Annotated in this window: 12 protein-coding genes; 6 read left to right on the forward strand and 6 right to left on the reverse strand. The window is 62.3% G+C overall.

Features of this window, described 5'->3' with window-relative positions; translation table 11 throughout:
- Window positions 1–328 precede the first annotated feature (328 nt).
- The 5 genes from ACWTU7_RS17710 to ACWTU7_RS17730 all read right to left on the reverse strand — a co-directional run bounded on the left by ACWTU7_RS17710 (window position 329) and on the right by ACWTU7_RS17730 (window position 8146).
- Window positions 329–2797 carry an adenylate/guanylate cyclase domain-containing protein gene (locus ACWTU7_RS17710; RefSeq protein WP_455839361.1) on the reverse strand — a complete coding sequence of 823 codons (2469 nt, stop codon included), beginning with the start codon at window positions 2795–2797 and terminating at the stop codon, window positions 329–331.
- Between the two features lie 83 nt (window positions 2798–2880).
- A complete protein-coding gene (locus ACWTU7_RS17715; protein WP_455839362.1) occupies window positions 2881–3978 on the reverse strand; it encodes a branched-chain amino acid ABC transporter substrate-binding protein in 1098 nt (365 codons plus the stop codon).
- 442 nt (window positions 3979–4420) lie between these two features.
- Window positions 4421–5452, reverse strand: coding sequence for an aldose epimerase family protein (locus ACWTU7_RS17720; protein ID WP_455839363.1), 1032 nt, complete (start codon window positions 5450–5452; stop codon window positions 4421–4423).
- An 85-nt stretch (window positions 5453–5537) separates the two neighbouring features.
- Window positions 5538–6995 carry an NAD-dependent succinate-semialdehyde dehydrogenase gene (locus ACWTU7_RS17725; protein ID WP_065012184.1) on the reverse strand — a complete coding sequence of 486 codons (1458 nt, stop codon included), beginning with the start codon at window positions 6993–6995 and terminating at the stop codon, window positions 5538–5540.
- A gap of 203 nt (window positions 6996–7198) precedes the next feature.
- Window positions 7199–8146 carry an AEC family transporter gene (locus ACWTU7_RS17730; protein ID WP_455839364.1) on the reverse strand — a complete coding sequence of 316 codons (948 nt, stop codon included), beginning with the start codon at window positions 8144–8146 and terminating at the stop codon, window positions 7199–7201.
- Between the two features lie 167 nt (window positions 8147–8313).
- On the opposite strand from ACWTU7_RS17730, the gene ACWTU7_RS17735 reads away from it, so the two are divergent.
- On the forward strand, window positions 8314–8862 hold the full coding sequence (locus tag ACWTU7_RS17735) for a histidine phosphatase family protein (protein ID WP_287091581.1): 549 nt from the start codon (window positions 8314–8316) through the stop codon (window positions 8860–8862).
- 590 nt (window positions 8863–9452) lie between these two features.
- Here ACWTU7_RS17735 and ACWTU7_RS17740 read toward each other — a convergent pair.
- On the reverse strand, window positions 9453–9620 hold the full coding sequence (locus ACWTU7_RS17740) for a hypothetical protein (RefSeq protein ID WP_455839365.1): 168 nt from the start codon (window positions 9618–9620) through the stop codon (window positions 9453–9455).
- A 379-nt stretch (window positions 9621–9999) separates the two neighbouring features.
- On the opposite strand from ACWTU7_RS17740, the gene ACWTU7_RS17745 reads away from it, so the two are divergent.
- The 5 genes from ACWTU7_RS17745 to ACWTU7_RS17765 are packed head-to-tail and all read left to right on the forward strand — an operon-like array spanning window position 10000 to window position 14915.
- Entirely contained in the window at window positions 10000–10281 is a 282-nt protein-coding gene (locus tag ACWTU7_RS17745) for an acyl carrier protein (protein WP_006335407.1), read from the forward strand.
- 56 nt (window positions 10282–10337) lie between these two features.
- Entirely contained in the window at window positions 10338–11528 is a 1191-nt protein-coding gene (locus tag ACWTU7_RS17750) for a beta-ketoacyl-ACP synthase (protein ID WP_455839366.1), read from the forward strand.
- A gap of 16 nt (window positions 11529–11544) precedes the next feature.
- The gene (locus ACWTU7_RS17755) at window positions 11545–12816 is read left to right on the forward strand and encodes a beta-ketoacyl-ACP synthase (protein ID WP_029351831.1); all 1272 of its coding nucleotides are present in this window, start codon (window positions 11545–11547) and stop codon (window positions 12814–12816) included.
- Between the two features lie 37 nt (window positions 12817–12853).
- The gene (locus ACWTU7_RS17760; protein WP_455839367.1) at window positions 12854–13882 is read left to right on the forward strand and encodes a zinc-binding dehydrogenase; all 1029 of its coding nucleotides are present in this window, start codon (window positions 12854–12856) and stop codon (window positions 13880–13882) included.
- Between the two features lie 37 nt (window positions 13883–13919).
- Window positions 13920–14915, forward strand: coding sequence for a lipid A biosynthesis lauroyl acyltransferase (locus ACWTU7_RS17765; RefSeq protein WP_455839368.1), 996 nt, complete (start codon window positions 13920–13922; stop codon window positions 14913–14915).
- The last annotated feature ends 222 nt before the right edge of the window (window positions 14916–15137 follow it).

The raw sequence follows: 15137 nt of genomic DNA on the forward strand, positions 1-15137 counted from the left end.
ATCGCTCGTTGGCGTGAGATAGTTTGGCACCGGAGAGCAAACAGTGGGAGTAACAAGTGTGGCGCTATTCCGATGGAAACGCCGATTGCGTTGAGGGCAGCGTTCGAAGATTGGGTCAAAACTCAATCAGGCTGGCTGCCGCCAATGGCCGAGAACTTGCCACTTGAATCGGTCGGCGGGAACGAGCACAGGGCACCAATTGCCGACCTTGCCAGCGCTGCCCGGGAAGGTCGTGTCTCGATCCCAAAGAACCACGTTGGCCGACAGGCATGCCTGGCTGTGGGCTGGTCGACGAGGTGAGCGCTGGAGAATTCAGGTACGGGCCCTACTACCTAGGCTTGTGACAAAGTTGATCGAGCACGCCTCGAAGCGCAGTGGCGGCTTGGTCACGCTCGTCAGCAGACATCAGCTCGGGCTCAGCTTCTAGCCTGAGATGCGGCAGTTCGGTTCGAACGGAGCGATGGGCAGCGACAAGATTGGCCTTCAGATCGATGACGCGATAGGTGGCGACCGGATACGCGATCCCCTTGACGTGGATGTGCCCCAGTTCGTCGCAGTCGATCATGTCCTTCACTTGCGCAAACGTCTCATAAGAAATGAGCACGGTCCCTGGCTGCGCCTCCTGCTCGAGACGTGAGGCGAGATTCACAGCGCCGCCGATTATCGTGTAATCCATCCGGTCCTCGCTGCCGAAGTTGCCGACAGTGCAGTAGTCGGTGTGGATGCCGATGCGGCAGCGCAGCGGTGTTTCAATTCCAATGTCGCGCCAGATTTCGGCAAGTTCGCTCATCCGCTTCTGCATGGCGAGAGCCATCTGCACGCAGGCGAACGCGTCCTCCTTGACGCCGCGAGTCTCCGGATCGCCGAAAAACATCAGGATCGCGTCGCCGACATACTTGTCGATCGTCGCGCCGTGATCCGAAGCAATTTTCGACATTTCCGTCAGATAGTGATTGAGGAGCTGGGTGAGAACTTCGGACTCCATTTTGTCAGTGGTCTCGGTAAAGCCGGCGATATCCGAGAAGCATATCGTCAGCTTCTTCCGCTGGCTGGCGATCCTGACGTCCTGACGGCCAGTGAATATCGAGTTGTAGACCTGCGGCGCCAGGTACTTCGCCAGCTTGCTGGAAAGCGCCTCGAGAGCCGCGGATTTCTCGGCGAGGTTCTCCTCCCGTTGCTTCAGCTCGGTGATGTCCGAGTAGACCGCGACTGTGCCGCCGCCGGTGATCCGCCGCTCGCTAATCATAATCCATCGCCCGTCGCCTCGCCGCTGCAGCCACGGTTCGCCAGGGTTGCGGTGCCGGGAGAGGCGCTCGGCGACCCATTCCTCTAACCGTCCCTCAGCATCCCTGATATAGCCGCGCTCAGCGGATCGGCGAATGATGTACTCGAAGGCCGTGCCGGGCGTCAGTTCGATCGCAGGGTCGCTGTAGAGCAGTTCGCGGTAGCGGCTATTGCTAAGGGCGAGCCGGTCCTCCGCGTCGTAGAGAGCGAAACCCTCGGAGATGCTTTCGATGGCATCAATGAGCCGCTGACGCGCTTCGGCGACCTCGCGCAGGTTCTTCTCCTCCACCTCGACTGCGGTATCCCGGAAGAGCCTGAGCGCCTCGGCCATGCGGCCGATTTCGTCGTGGCCCGCGGCAGGCAATGGCGCACGAAGATCGCCGCCGGCGATCGCGAGCATGCTTTGGCTCAACCCTCCCAGCCGCGCGAGGAGGCTACGGTCGACATAGAGCCACACAAACAGAACGGAACTCAAGAGGCTGAGAACGGCGGAGCCAAGGACAACTCCGGTCCCGTAGCGCTGGACGACCGCGGCTTCGAGACCGGACGCCGCGATCTCGCGGTCTGCCGCGGCGACCAGGCGATCGACGGCAGCGGTAAGACTGCGCGACAGCTGCTGGTTTTCGGCCAGAAGCTTTTCGCCCTGCGCAAGGACGGCGAACTCGTCCTGCCGCGTCTTCGGGATGCTGTTTCCACCGTCGATCAATGCCTTGAACTCGTTGACCCGCTGCTGGAAACGGGTTCGCAGCCTCTCGTCGATCTCGTTGGAAATCGTATCTAGAACGGCGAACGACCGGCGCAGCGGAAACATGATCAACGCCAGATCGCCTGGCGTAGGCGCGTCCGCCGTGTTGACCAGCGCGTCATTGACCGCCGAGATCTCCTGCTGCGCCTTCTGCTGCGGGATGTAGGCCGCGATCGCTTGAACCAGGTCGGCCGTCGCCTCCGTGCCTCGATCCGACGCAAGCGACGTGCCGGCTGTGACCGCCCGCCATTGCTGGAGTTTGGAATTCATCACGAGCATACCGGGCGCCACAAGGCGCTGGCTTGCATTTGTCGTGGCCGATAGGCGGCGTAACAGTTCCTCTTTGTGCGCCACCACGGAGAGGCGGGCGGCGACAAGGTCATCGAGGGCGTTGAGATTGCGGCGCAGACCAAGCACCGCAGCCTCGATCTCAGCCACCACCGCCGTGCCAGGCTTGGCGCCTTTGAGAGCGGCAAGCAGTTCCTCTAGGCGCGTCATCTCGGCCGCGATCGCAGCCGACACCTCGTTGTGCTGAGCCTTGCTGGTCGAAGCAAGTACGGCGGGCGCAGTGGCGGCGACCCGCTCGGCCTGCCGCGACAGCTGGAGGGATGCGAGCGCCGACGGCACTCGGTCCTTGGTGATGCGGTCGACAACCTCCCCCACCTCGAGAAAGGCATAAAGAGCGGCTACTGTCGCGAGCACCGCGAAGGTGCTGATACCAAAAAAAGCGAGCAACAGGCGGCCGCGTATGCCGAGACGCTTAAGCATCGCGGCGACGCGTTGATTCAGCTGGCGCGGCCAATAAGATCTGCACAGATTGGCTCAATGCGATCCGCCAGCTCGGTGGTCCGTTACTCCAACGGCACGTATTCGCCGCCCTTCCAAACATACCATACCCAACTCTGAACAGTGAGGTCGCCCTTGTCATCAAAGTCCATACGGCCCAGCACAGTATCAAATTGATTGCTCCGCAGCGACGCAATCACGGCTTGGAGTTCTAGTGAGCCTGCCTTCTCGACCGCCTGCGCCCAAGTCTGTGCGGCACCGTAACTATGCAGCGTCCAGGAATCGGGTTCGAAGTTCTCGGCACGGAATCGTTCGACGACTTGCGCCGCTTCGGCATTTCGACGTGGGTCGGGGACAAAGGTGAAGAGCGTGCCCTCGGCGGCAGGGCCGGCAATGAGCCCAAACGCCTCGGTCGCCGTATCGTCACCCGAGATCAGCTGAAGCGAGTAGCCCCGGTCGCGCGCCGCACGGACCATAAGCGCAGCCTCGGTATGATACCCTCCCATATACAGCACGGCGATATCCGCCCCCTGTAGCCTACTGATCTCGGCCGAGTAGTCGTCTTTCCCGGGAGCGTAGCCATCATAGATTGTTTCGGTCACGCCCCGCTTGTTCAACTGCTTTCTTGTCTCATCGGCGAGACCCTTCCCATAGGTCGTGTTGTCGTGAAGGATCGCGATCTTCTTGTCGCTCCAATGATCGGCCAAGTAGTTGCCGGCCTCGAAGCCCTGCGCATCGTCGCGACTGCAGACGCGGAAAACGTTGGCGCGACCTTGCTCGGTCAACATCGGATTGGTCGAGGATGGCGAAATCTGCAGAATTCCCGCCGCCTTGTACACTTTCGAAGCTGGGATCGAGGCTCCAGAGCAGTAGTGCCCGACGACTAACGATACACCGTCAGCCACCAGCTTTTGGGCAGCAGCCACTGCTTGCTCGGGATCGCAGAAGTCGTCGACCGTGATGAGTCGCACCTGTTGGCCTAGAACGCCGCCCGCTGCATTGATGTCGGCCACAGCCACCTCTGCGCCGCGCTTCAATTGCGTGCCAGTCCACTCAAGCTTTCCGGTCATCGGGCCTGCGACCCCGATCAGCACCTCCGCCTGCGCAGGACAGTTAAGCGCGACCGCGAGCGCCACAAAAGCCACTGTGATGATACGGTGCATGGATGACACCCAAAGCGAGTAGTTTACGCCAATCCCGTCAACGCCGACAGTCCTTTCCGCGAGCGTAGATATCTTGGCTGGTTATACAGCGCATCGTTGATTAGCTTCTACCTGGATTTGCCATATCCCTGCGCGGGCTAGTTGATGGCTAAAGCGCTCGCGCTTGCCGAGGTTCTCAACAAAATTGGGCGCTAAGTGGTTGTTGCCATCGCGTGCTACGAAGTGGATTGTCCCCTTTGCAGACGTTCCGGCCCGACCTACGAAGGTCGCTTTCGGGTCAACTTGCCTCATCCCGGCGAACTCGATCGCTGACAGTGATTGGGTTCCGATCCGAGAGCGTCGCGCGTCCAATGGGAGCGCAAAGGACGGCCTTTGAACTTGCGCACGATCCTGTCCGAACCGGAGGTAGCGCAGCAAGAACCGGTACCACCCGACTTCCGTGTCAGGCACCAGGCAGTCGGAACCGGTATTCCGTCACATGATGGTAGATCTGGCCCGGCCATAGCGTGGCCTGTGGGAAATACGGCCGGTTCGGCGCGTCCGGCCAGACCTGCGGCTCCAGGCAAAAGCCCGAAAAAGCCTTGTAACGACGTCCTTCGAGCCCCGGCGAAGGCGGCGCCAGATACTGGCCGGTATAGAGCTGAACGCCCGGCTCGGTGGTCCAGAGCTCCATCTCGACGCCGGAATTTGCGCCTTGCGCCCATGATGCCAGCTTGAGCGGCCCACGCGTCGAGGCAAGGCAGAAATTCTGGTCGTAGGCGAGCTGCTTGCCCTCGCTTTCCATGCGCAGCGGCCGCGCCTGGCGGAAATCGAACGGCGTGCCGTCGACCGGCTTCACGACGCCGGTCGGGATCAGGTCGCCATCGACCGGAAGATAGGCGCCGGCGTTCAGCATCAGCCGGTGGTCGAGGATATCGCCGGCGCCGCCGTCATCCAGGTTGAAATAGGAATGCTGGGTGAGGTTGCACAGCGTCGGCTCCTCGCAGGTGGCGGTCATCTCGACGCTGAGCGTGCCGGGGATTTTCATCCTGTAGGTGCAGGTCACGTCGAGCGCCCCGGGAAAGCCCATCGTGCCGTCGGGATCATGCAGTGTCAGCGTGACAAAATCCCTGCCATGCAGCGAAACCTCCCATGGCCGGTGCGAAAAACCTTGCGAGCCGCCATGCAGCGTGTGCTTGTCGAGGAAGTTGCGCTCGGTCTGGTAACGCTGGCCGGCGATAGTGAAGCGGCCATCGCGGATGCGGTTGGCATAGCGTCCGACGACGGCGCCGAAGAAGGCCGTATCCGTTTCATAAGAGTCGAAATTGCCATAGCCGAGCACCAGCGGCGCATCGTGCCCGGCCAGGCGCAGATCCTGGACGATGGCGCCCAGCCCGATGATGTTGGCGGTGAGGCCGCCGCCGCGGATGGTGAAGCGGCGGACGGCCTCACCCGCTTGCGTCGTACCGAAGACCTCGCCGTCTTTCATCGCCATGCCCGAAACGCCAGTTGGTTGATCCATCCCCGCCTGGCCTCTCGGGCCGGCTTGGGTCTGTTGACGGTCAACAGGCCCTGCCAAATCAGAGGCCGAGGCCGCCGATGCAGACATATTTGGTGTCGAGATAATCCTCGATGCCCTGATGTCCGCCTTCCTTGCCGAGGCCCGATTCCTTGACGCCGCCAAACGGCGCCTCAGGCGTGGTGATGAGGCCTTCATTGACGCCGACCATGCCGTATTTCAGCCCTTCCATGACCCGGAAGGCGCGGCCGAGATCGCCGGTGTAGAAATAGCAGGCGAGGCCGAATTCGGTGTCGTTGGCAAGCGCCACGGCTTCCTCTTCGGTTTCGAACTTGAACACCGGCGCGACCGGGCCAAAAATCTCTTCCTTCATGAAGCGCATCTTCGGCGTCGCGTCGGCGATCACCGTCGGCTGGAAGAACGAACCGCCGAGCGCATGGCGCTTGCCGCCGGCGACGACCTTGCCGCCCTTGGCGGTGGCGTCGGCGATCAGTTCCTCAACCTTCTCGACTGCCTTCTCGTCGATCAGCGGCCCCTGCTGCACGCCATCTTCGAGGCCGGAACCGACCTTCAGCTCGTTGCTGGCAGCGGCGAGCTTCTCGACGAACTTGTCGTAGACGCCGGCCTGAACCAGGAAGCGGTTGGTGCAGACGCAGGTCTGGCCGGAATTGCGGTACTTGGCGGTGATCGCGCCGGCGACGGCACGTTCGATGTCGGCATCGTCGAAGACGAGGAACGGCGCGTTGCCGCCGAGCTCCATCGAGACCTTCTTGACGGTGACGGACGACTTCTGGATCAGGATCTTGCCGACCTCGGTCGAGCCGGTGAAGGTGATCTTCTTGACCAGCGGGTTGGCGCAGATCTCGTCGCCGATTTCGCCGGCGGCGCCGGTCAGGATGTTGATGACGCCTTTGGGGAAGCCGACTTCCTCGGCGAGCGCGCCCCAGGCGAGGCCGGAATAAGGCGTCTGCGAGGCCGGTTTGACCACCGCGGTGCAGCCGGCGGCAAGCGCCGGGCCGAGTTTGCGGGCCAGCATCGAAGACGGGAAATTCCACGGCGTGATGGCGGCGATGACGCCGACCGGCTCCTTGGTCACCAGGATGCGGCGGTCCGCCCAGGGCGACGGCACGACATCGCCATAGGTGCGGCGGCCTTCTTCGGCGAACCACAGGATGTAGGAGGCGGCCGAACCGATCTCGCCCTTCGATTCGAACAGCGACTTGCCCTGCTCGATGGTCAGCAGTTCGGCCAACACATCCTGATTGTCCATCATCGCGTCATGCAGCTTACGCAACAACTTCGAACGCTCGAGCGCAGTGGTCTTGCGCCATGTCTTGAAAGCGGCGTCGGCGGCTTCGATGGCGCGGCGCGTCTCGACCCTGCCCGACTTCGGCACGGTGCCGATCTTGAGGCCGGTGGCCGGATTGTTGACGTCCACCGTCTGGCCGCTGTCGGCCTGCACCCACTCGCCATTGATGAGATTGGCCTGGCGCATGAAATGGCTGGTTTTCTGAAGCATGGTCTAGCCTCCGGTCGGCGCGCTGACGGGCCGCTATCTGGATTTCTTTGGTGGGCGTGCGCAATGGCATCGGTGCCGGCACGCCTGGAGCCACTGCTCTTTACCTAGGGCAAGCCCCGCAATCAATCGCAAGATGGCATATAGGGTTTGGGCCAGCGCAAGGCGAGGCCAACTTGCGCCCAAATTGCAATCCAAACACGTTGCTATCCAAACACGTGGACGACGACCGTCAGCCAGAACGCCGTGGTGACGACCGCGCAGGCGGTGGCGATGGTCATCTGGTTCGATGCCAATGCCTGGCCGGTGTTGAACTGCGTCGCAATCAAGTAGGAATTGACCCCGGATGGCAGCGCGGCGGCCACGACCGCGACCTTCGCTGACAGCGGCGGCAGCCCGAACAGCCAGACCAGGCCGAGTGCAACGGCCGGCATCAGCAACAGCTTCAGCGCCGACAGCGCCAGCGCCGGCCGCACGTTGCCGGAGATGCCGAAACGGCACAGGCCAAGCCCCATGGCAAACAGCGCGACCGGTCCGGCGATGTTGGCCAATGCGTCGACCAGCCGGACGGCCAGCCCCGGCAGTGGCAGGCCGGTGATACGCCATACCCATCCGGCCAGGATGCCGATGATCAGCGGATTGGAGAGCAGCTTTCGAAAGAAGCGCCGGATGATACGCAGCGGATGCACATGCTCGTCACCGCGGCCAAAGATTTCAAACAAGATGATCGACGCCATGATCATCGTCGGCAGATGCACGGAAATCAGCAGCGACAGAACTTCGAATCCACTTGGCCCGAATGTGCCGAGGACGAACGGGATACCGAGCAGGACGAGATTGGAAAACGCCGATGACACGCCGCCGACGACCCCCTCGCGCGCGTCGCGCCCGAACACCCGCGTGATCACCAGATGGCCTGCAGCCCAGGTGACTGCGGCAGCCGTGAAATAGGCTCCCCAGAACGACCAGGGCGCGGCACCATGGAAATCGGCATTGACCATGGTGCGGAACAGAAGCAGCGGCATCGCCACCCCGACGGCGAATTCGGCGATGGCCTCGCCCGCCTCGGCCTTCAGATAGCCGGTGAGCCCGGCCAGATAGCCGAGCGCGACAAGGCCGAAGACAAAAAGGACGGTTTCGATGAGTGGAGACATTTTTCTCCTGATAGGCGAGCCGGGATGGCAGCGCAATCACCCCGCCTTACGAAGCGGTCTGTTCTCACAAACAGCCGGGATTGGTCGTGCCTTGTTTTTCGGCCGGCTTTGCCGTCCCTATATGCGGGCACCGGAACCCACCTCCGGTGACCGGAAAAGGACGTTTGATGCTTCGATTTGTGCTGGCGCTATTGCTGCTCGTCATTCCCGCGTCGGCCCATGCGACTGAAGCCGGCTGGGCGCTGTTGCGCGACGGCGGACATGTGGTGCTGCTTCGCCATGCCATGGTCACCGGCACCACCGATCCGGCGAATTTCGACATCGAGAAATGCGCGACCCAGGTCAATCTCTCGGTGCGCGGCAAGCAGCAGGCGCGCAAGATCGGCGCGCTGTTCGCCGCCCGCGCCGCGCCCGTCGAGCGCATGCTGTCCAGCCGCTATTGCCGCTGCCTCGACACGGCCCGCATCGCTTTCAGAGCGGAACCCGAACCGTTCGCGCCACTTGACCTGCTGAAGACGGACGCGAGCGAGAAAGCCGCCCAGCTCGAGGCGATCATGAACGAGATCCGCGGCTATTCCGGTTCCGACAATGTGGTCATGGTCACCCATCTGGAGAACATCATGGCTCTGACCGGCATCTCGCCGCGCGAAGGCGAAGCCGTGATCGTCGAGCTGCAAGGCGACGGCCTGCGCGTGCTCGGCCGCGTCACCTTCTAATCTGCGCTGGAGACGGTTGAAGCGTTCGCTAGTGGTGAAAATCTAGCGCTGGTACCTTAAGCGGAATACCGGTTCCGACCCTTCTTTGCCATTGTTCGGAGAAAGTTGAAGGGGAAGCCGTGACCCGTTGCGGTCTTTCAGTTGCGAGCGTCGCTTGCTGGAGCTGCGTTAGTCGGTCGGGGGCCAATGGTATTTTTAATGGAACGCTAATATACATAGACGCTCGAACGAGCAGCGGCTGCCAAATACTTGAGGAATGCCATGCGAAGATTAATCTTCACGGCAATGTGTATCGCCACCGCGACAGCCGCTAGCGCCCACGATTGGTACGAGGACAAGGTTGACCCACAGACGAAATTCAAGTGTTGCGGTGGTTCTGATTGCCGCGCCATACCACGGTCTTCGGTGCGGTCCAGGATAGACGGTGGTTACACTTACTTGCCGCATAATTTCATCATCCCCCGGGACCGTGTACAGGAATCCCCGGACGGCCAATACCATATCTGCGAGAGTACCTACGTCGTAACTAATCAGCTGTATTGGCGTTGCTTTTTCGCACCTCGTGCCAATGTCTCTCTACTTCTCCCACGTTAATGATACTGCGCGTCGTGGCCGGAATCGGCATCGGCAAGGTACGTAGCTGTGGCAAATTCAGTCGCGCCGCTCGCTGCCCTGAACGGACGTTCGCGTTCGCTACACGGGAAAAGCATCGGCCCCGAAAGCACGATGCCGTGGCTGCGCTCAAGATGGTTCGTCATCCTCCTCCCCGCCGGTTTCCGCCAGACCGTGGCTGTCCGCTGCGCCAAGCTCCAGCCCCGTAGATGCGCTTCAATTGGCCGATCGTTTCCAGGGTCACCGGGGAAAACGGCGTCTGGCCTTCAAAAGCACGATGCCCTCGACGACGTCACTCAGGCTCATGTCGCGATGTTCGGCCAAGGCCCTGAGCACCTTCACGCAATGACCAGAGATGGGATGGTTGCGGATATCGCCGGGAGGTTCCCGCGACCCTATTGCTCTGGTAGAACAGCCACCCCATCTGCGCCCGGCGTATCAGGCCCTTTTCCTGCCCGGAAAAACCGATTAGACAGCGCGCAAACACATGCGGACAGATTCCGCCCGCAACCGAAGGAACAGCCCTTGTCCACCACGTTCGACAAAGTCGCCAAGATCATCGCCGACACCAGTGAGATCGATATCGACACGATCACCCCTGAAAGCCACACTATCGACGATCTCGGCATCGACAGCCTCGACTTCCTCGACATCGTCTTTGCCATCGACAAGGAATTCGGCATCAAGGTGCCGCTGGAAAAGTGGACGCAAGAGGTCAATGACGGCAAGGCCTCGACCGACGATTACTTCGTCATGAAGAACCTGTGCGCCAAGATCGACGCTCTGGTCGCGGCCAAGAACGCCTGAAATGGTTCAGCCCGCGATCTTGATGCGCCTTCAAACCTGACCCACAACAACCGCCCATGAGTCCCCACCACGTCGTCATATCAGGCATCGGCCTTGTCTCTTCGCTGGGCGAAGGTCCGGATGCGCATTGGCGCAAACTCGCCCAGCCCGGCCTGGAACCCGTGCTCGAAGCATCGCGCTTCTCGCCCTACACCATCCACCCGCTGCCGGAGGTCGACTGGAACCTGCAGATCGCCAAGCGCGGCGACCAGCGGCAGATGGAAACCTGGCAAAGGCTCGGCACCTACGCCGCCGGCATGGCGCTCGACGACGCCGGCATCAAGGGCAATGACGAACTTTGCACGACCATGGACATGGTGGTGGCTGCCGGCGGCGGCGAGCGCGACGAAACCGTCGACGCCGACATTCTCGCCGCTTCGGAAAGCCGCAACGACCGTGACGTCCTGCTCAACGAGAAACTGACCACCGAGTTGCGGCCGACGCTGTTTCTGGCGCAGCTTTCCAACCTGCTCGCCGGCAACATCTCGATCGTTCACAAGGTGACCGGCTCGTCGCGCACCTTCATGGGCGAGGAAGGCGCCGGCGTCGCTGCCGTCGAGACGGCCGCCGCACGTATCCGCTCCGGCCAGTCGACGCATATCCTGGTCGGCGGCGCCTTCCAGACCGAGCATTCGGACATGCTGCTTGGCTACGAACTGGCCGGCTATCTGCATCGCGGCCCCTGGAGGCCGGTCTGGCAGAGACAAGGCCTGCAAGGCGGTGGCGTGGTGACTGGATCAGGCGGCGCGTTTCTTGTCCTGGAACAGCGCGAACATGCGATCAGCCGCGGGCGAAAGATCTATGCCGAACTCGGCCCGGTCATATCCGGACGCGCAAAACGCCGGCAGGGCGAACTCGATGCCGAAATTGCCGCCCTGCTCAGGCAGGCGGCATTGCCGAACGGCGAGTTGCTGACGATTTCGGGCGCTTCGGGTGCCCATACCGCTACTGCTGCCGAGAAATCGGCGCTCGACGCCAATCCGGCGATTGCCGCACGCGGCTTTTCGACGCTGACCGGCCACATGAAGGAAGCACAGTTTCCCTTCGCCGTGGCGCTGGCGGCACTGGCTGTCGAACGTAAGGCCGCCTACCCGGCTTTTGACCCCGCCACCGAGAAGCCGTTCAACGGCATTCCCAGGACCGTCCTTGCAACGGCGGTCGGCTATCACCAATTCGAGGGCTTGGCGTTGGTCAACGCCGCCGATTAAAGATCCGGGACAAGTCATGGCCAATCTGAACGACCACATGGGCAGGCCGATCGTCGCCGTCACCGGTATCGGCGTGGTGACTTCGCTGGGTGTCGGCAAGGCCGACAATTGGGCAGCGCTCACCGCGGGCAAGTCCGGCATCCATCCGATCACCCGCTTTCCGGTTGACCATCTGAACACCCGCATCTCCGGCATGGTCGATTTCCTGCCGTCGAGCTCCAAGGGCGCCAGTCTTCTTACCTACGATCTCGCCGAGATCGCCGCGCAGGAAGCCGTGGCCGAAGCCGGCCTTGATTCGGGCGATTTCGGCGGGCCGCTTTTCCTCGCCTCGCCGCCGGTCGAACTCGACTGGAGCGAGCGCTTTTCGCTCTACAATTCCGACAAGCACGACATCGGCGCCGAACGGCTGCTTCGCGTGGCGCGCGGCTTGAAGGAACTCGATGTTTTCGAAACCACCCAGTTCGGTTCGATCGCCGACCGGCTCGCCGACCGTTTTGGGACGCGCGGCCTGCCGATCACGCTGTCGACGGCCTGCGCCTCGGGCGCCACTTCGATCCAACTCGGCGTCGAGGCGATCCGCCGCGGCGAATGCGACAGGGCGCTGTCGATCGGCGCCGACGGCTCGGCAACGGCCGAGGCGCTGATCCGTTTCTCCCTGCTTTCGGCGCTCTCCACGCATAACGACATCCCCGAAAGGGCGTCCAAGCCGTTCTCCAAGGATCGCGACGGCTTCGTGCTGGCCGAGGGCTCGGGCGCGCTTGTGCTGGAATCGCTGCAGGCCGCACTGGCCCGCGGCGCGACCATCCTCGGCATCCTGCGCGGCTGCGGCGAGAAGGCCGACGATTTCCACCGCACCCGCTCGAAGCCGGACGGTTCGCCGGCGATCGCCGCCGTTCGCGCCGCCCTCGCCGATGCCGGCTTGGGCGAGGACGAGATCGATTATGTCAACGCTCATGGCACCTCGACGCCGGAAAACGACAAGATGGAGCATCTGTCGCTGTCAACCGTGTTCGGCGAGCGGATCGGCTCGATGCCGATCTCGTCGAACAAGTCGATGATTGGCCACACGCTGTCGGCCGCCGGTGCCGTCGAGGCCGCGTTTTCGCTGATGACCATGCGCGAGAGCGTGATCCCGCCGACCATCAATTACGACAATCCCGATCCGGCGATCGTGCTCGATGTGGTACCGAACAAGAAGCGCAACGCCGAGGTCGGCACGGTGCTGTCGAACTCCTTCGGCTTCGGCGGCCAGAACACCTGCCTTGTCATGGCGCGGGAACCAGTCTAAGCGAGCCTTTTCCCGCTCAACAGAACCGACAGGCTCAATGCGCGCATTGCAACTTATCGAGGACCGCCGCCTTGAAACGGTGGACCTGCCGCCTCCGCCGCAGCCTGCGCTGGGCGAAGTGACGCTGCGCATCAAAGCCGTGGCGCTCAATCATATCGACGTCTGGGGCTGGCGCGGCATGGCCTTCGCCAAGCGCAAGCTGCCGCTGGTCGTCGGCGCCGAAGCTTCCGGCGAGGTCGAGGCGGTCGGCCCCGGCGTCTCCAGCCTTGTACCCGGACAGCTTGTGTCGATCTACGGCGCGCGCACCTGCGGGCTTTGCCGCGCCTGCCGCGAAGGCCGCGACAATCTCTGCGATAATGTCTCGGGCGTTCACGGCTTCCATCTCGATGGCTTTGCGCAAGAGAAGATCAACCTGCCGGCGCGCCTGCTGGTCCCCGCCCCGCCCGGCGTGACGGACATCGGCGCGGCCGTCGCGCCCGTCACCTTCGGCACGGTCGAACACATGCTGTTCGACAATGCCAGGCTGCAGCCCGGGGAGATCATCCTTATCCATGCCGGCGGCTCGGGCATCGGCTCCGCCGCGATCCAGCTGGCAAAGAAAATGGGCTGCACTGTGATCACCACGGTCGGCTCGAACGACAAGATTGACAAGGCGAAGGCGCTTGGCGCCGACCACGTCATCAACTATCGCGAGGACCGTTTCGAAGGCATCGTGCGCAAGCTGACGAAAAAGAAGGGCGTCGATGTCGTCTTCGAGCATGTCGGCGCCGACACCTTTGCCGCCTCGATGCTGTGCCTGAAACGCGGCGGTCGCCTGGTGACCTGCGGCTCGACCTCGGGCGTCTCGACGCAGATCAATCTGATGCAATTGTTCCAGCAGCAGCTGAAGCTGCTCGGCTCCTTCGGCTGCCGTATGCAAAACATGGCCGACGCCATGCAGAAAATGGCGGCGGGGCTGGTTTCTCCGGTTATCGACACCGAAGTCGGCTTCGACGGCATCGACGCCGCGCTGAAGCGCATGGAAGGCCGCGACGTGTTCGGCAAGATCATCCTGCGCGTCGGCTGACCATGATGTTGCTGTCTAAAAACATCATGGGCTAGGCATGGTCGGCAACACCTTCAAGAAGCTCCGCCGGGACTTGGCGTTCCGCCACGGCAGGCGGCTGCGCCAGTTCAACTATTGGCTGCTTGCGCGCGCCGCGATGACGATAATTTGGCTGCTGCGTCTGCTGCCGGTCGACAGCGCGCTCAATTTCGCCGACCGAGCCGCCCGCCGCATTGGTCCGTGGGTGGGACGCCACAATGTCGCCATCGCCAATCTGCGCAACGCCTACCCGGAAAAGAGCGACAGCGAAATCCAGGCGATCGCGTCCGATATGTGGGGCAACATGGCCCGCCTCGCCGCAGAATACATTTTTCTCGACGCCCTGTTCGACTACGATCCCGCCGCGACGAAACCGGGCCGCGTCGAGGTCAAGGGGGTCGAGCACTTCGTGCATATCGCCGAGGAACATAAGCCCCATATCATCTTCACGGGGCATCTCGGCAACTTCGAACTGCTTCCGGTGGCGGCAGCCACTTTCGGCATGAACATAACGGCGCTGTTTCGCCCGCCCAACAACCCTTACCTTGCCGACTACATCCTCTCGACTCGCCGCTCGACCATGGGGTCGCTTCTGCCCTCTTCGACCGGCGCTTCATTCGCGCTGGCCGCCATTCTGGAGAAAGGCGGCAATATCGGCGTGCTCGTCGACCAGAAATTCTCGAGCGGGCTCGAAACGACATTCTTCGGCCGCCCATGCGAGAGCAACCGGGTTCTGGGCACCCTGGCGCGGCACTATGACTGCGATGTCTATCCGGCGCGCTGCGTGCGCTTGCCGGGGAACCGCTTCCGGCTCGAGATCGAGGACAAACTGACCTTGCCGCGCACCGCCGGAGGCAGTGTCGACGTCCACGGCACCACCCAGCTGCTCAACGACGTGGTCGAGCGCTGGGTGCGCGAGGATCCCGGCCAGTGGATGTGGTTCCACAAAAGGTGGGAAATCAGCGGCCCGCGCGGAAAGCGTCAAAAGGCGAGACAGCGCGGCGAAGCGGCCTGAAGCGGCAAGTATTGAGATGCAGCGCAAGCGTGAAGCGATTGCCCTGCAACTATGTGTAGTTTCGACGACAAGTGACGGCAGTTATGCTAGGAATTTAAGCACAATTCTTGAGATCTGCGCCCACGACCCGCCCGCTGAGGCGGGTTTTTTGTTTCGGCCGGATCGCTCGATGGCGGCCTTGTTTCAAGTTTCGGTCTTTCGGCGCGGCAAGTTTCACCGCCA

It is taken from the genome of Mesorhizobium sp. BHscii (assembly GCF_053848065.1).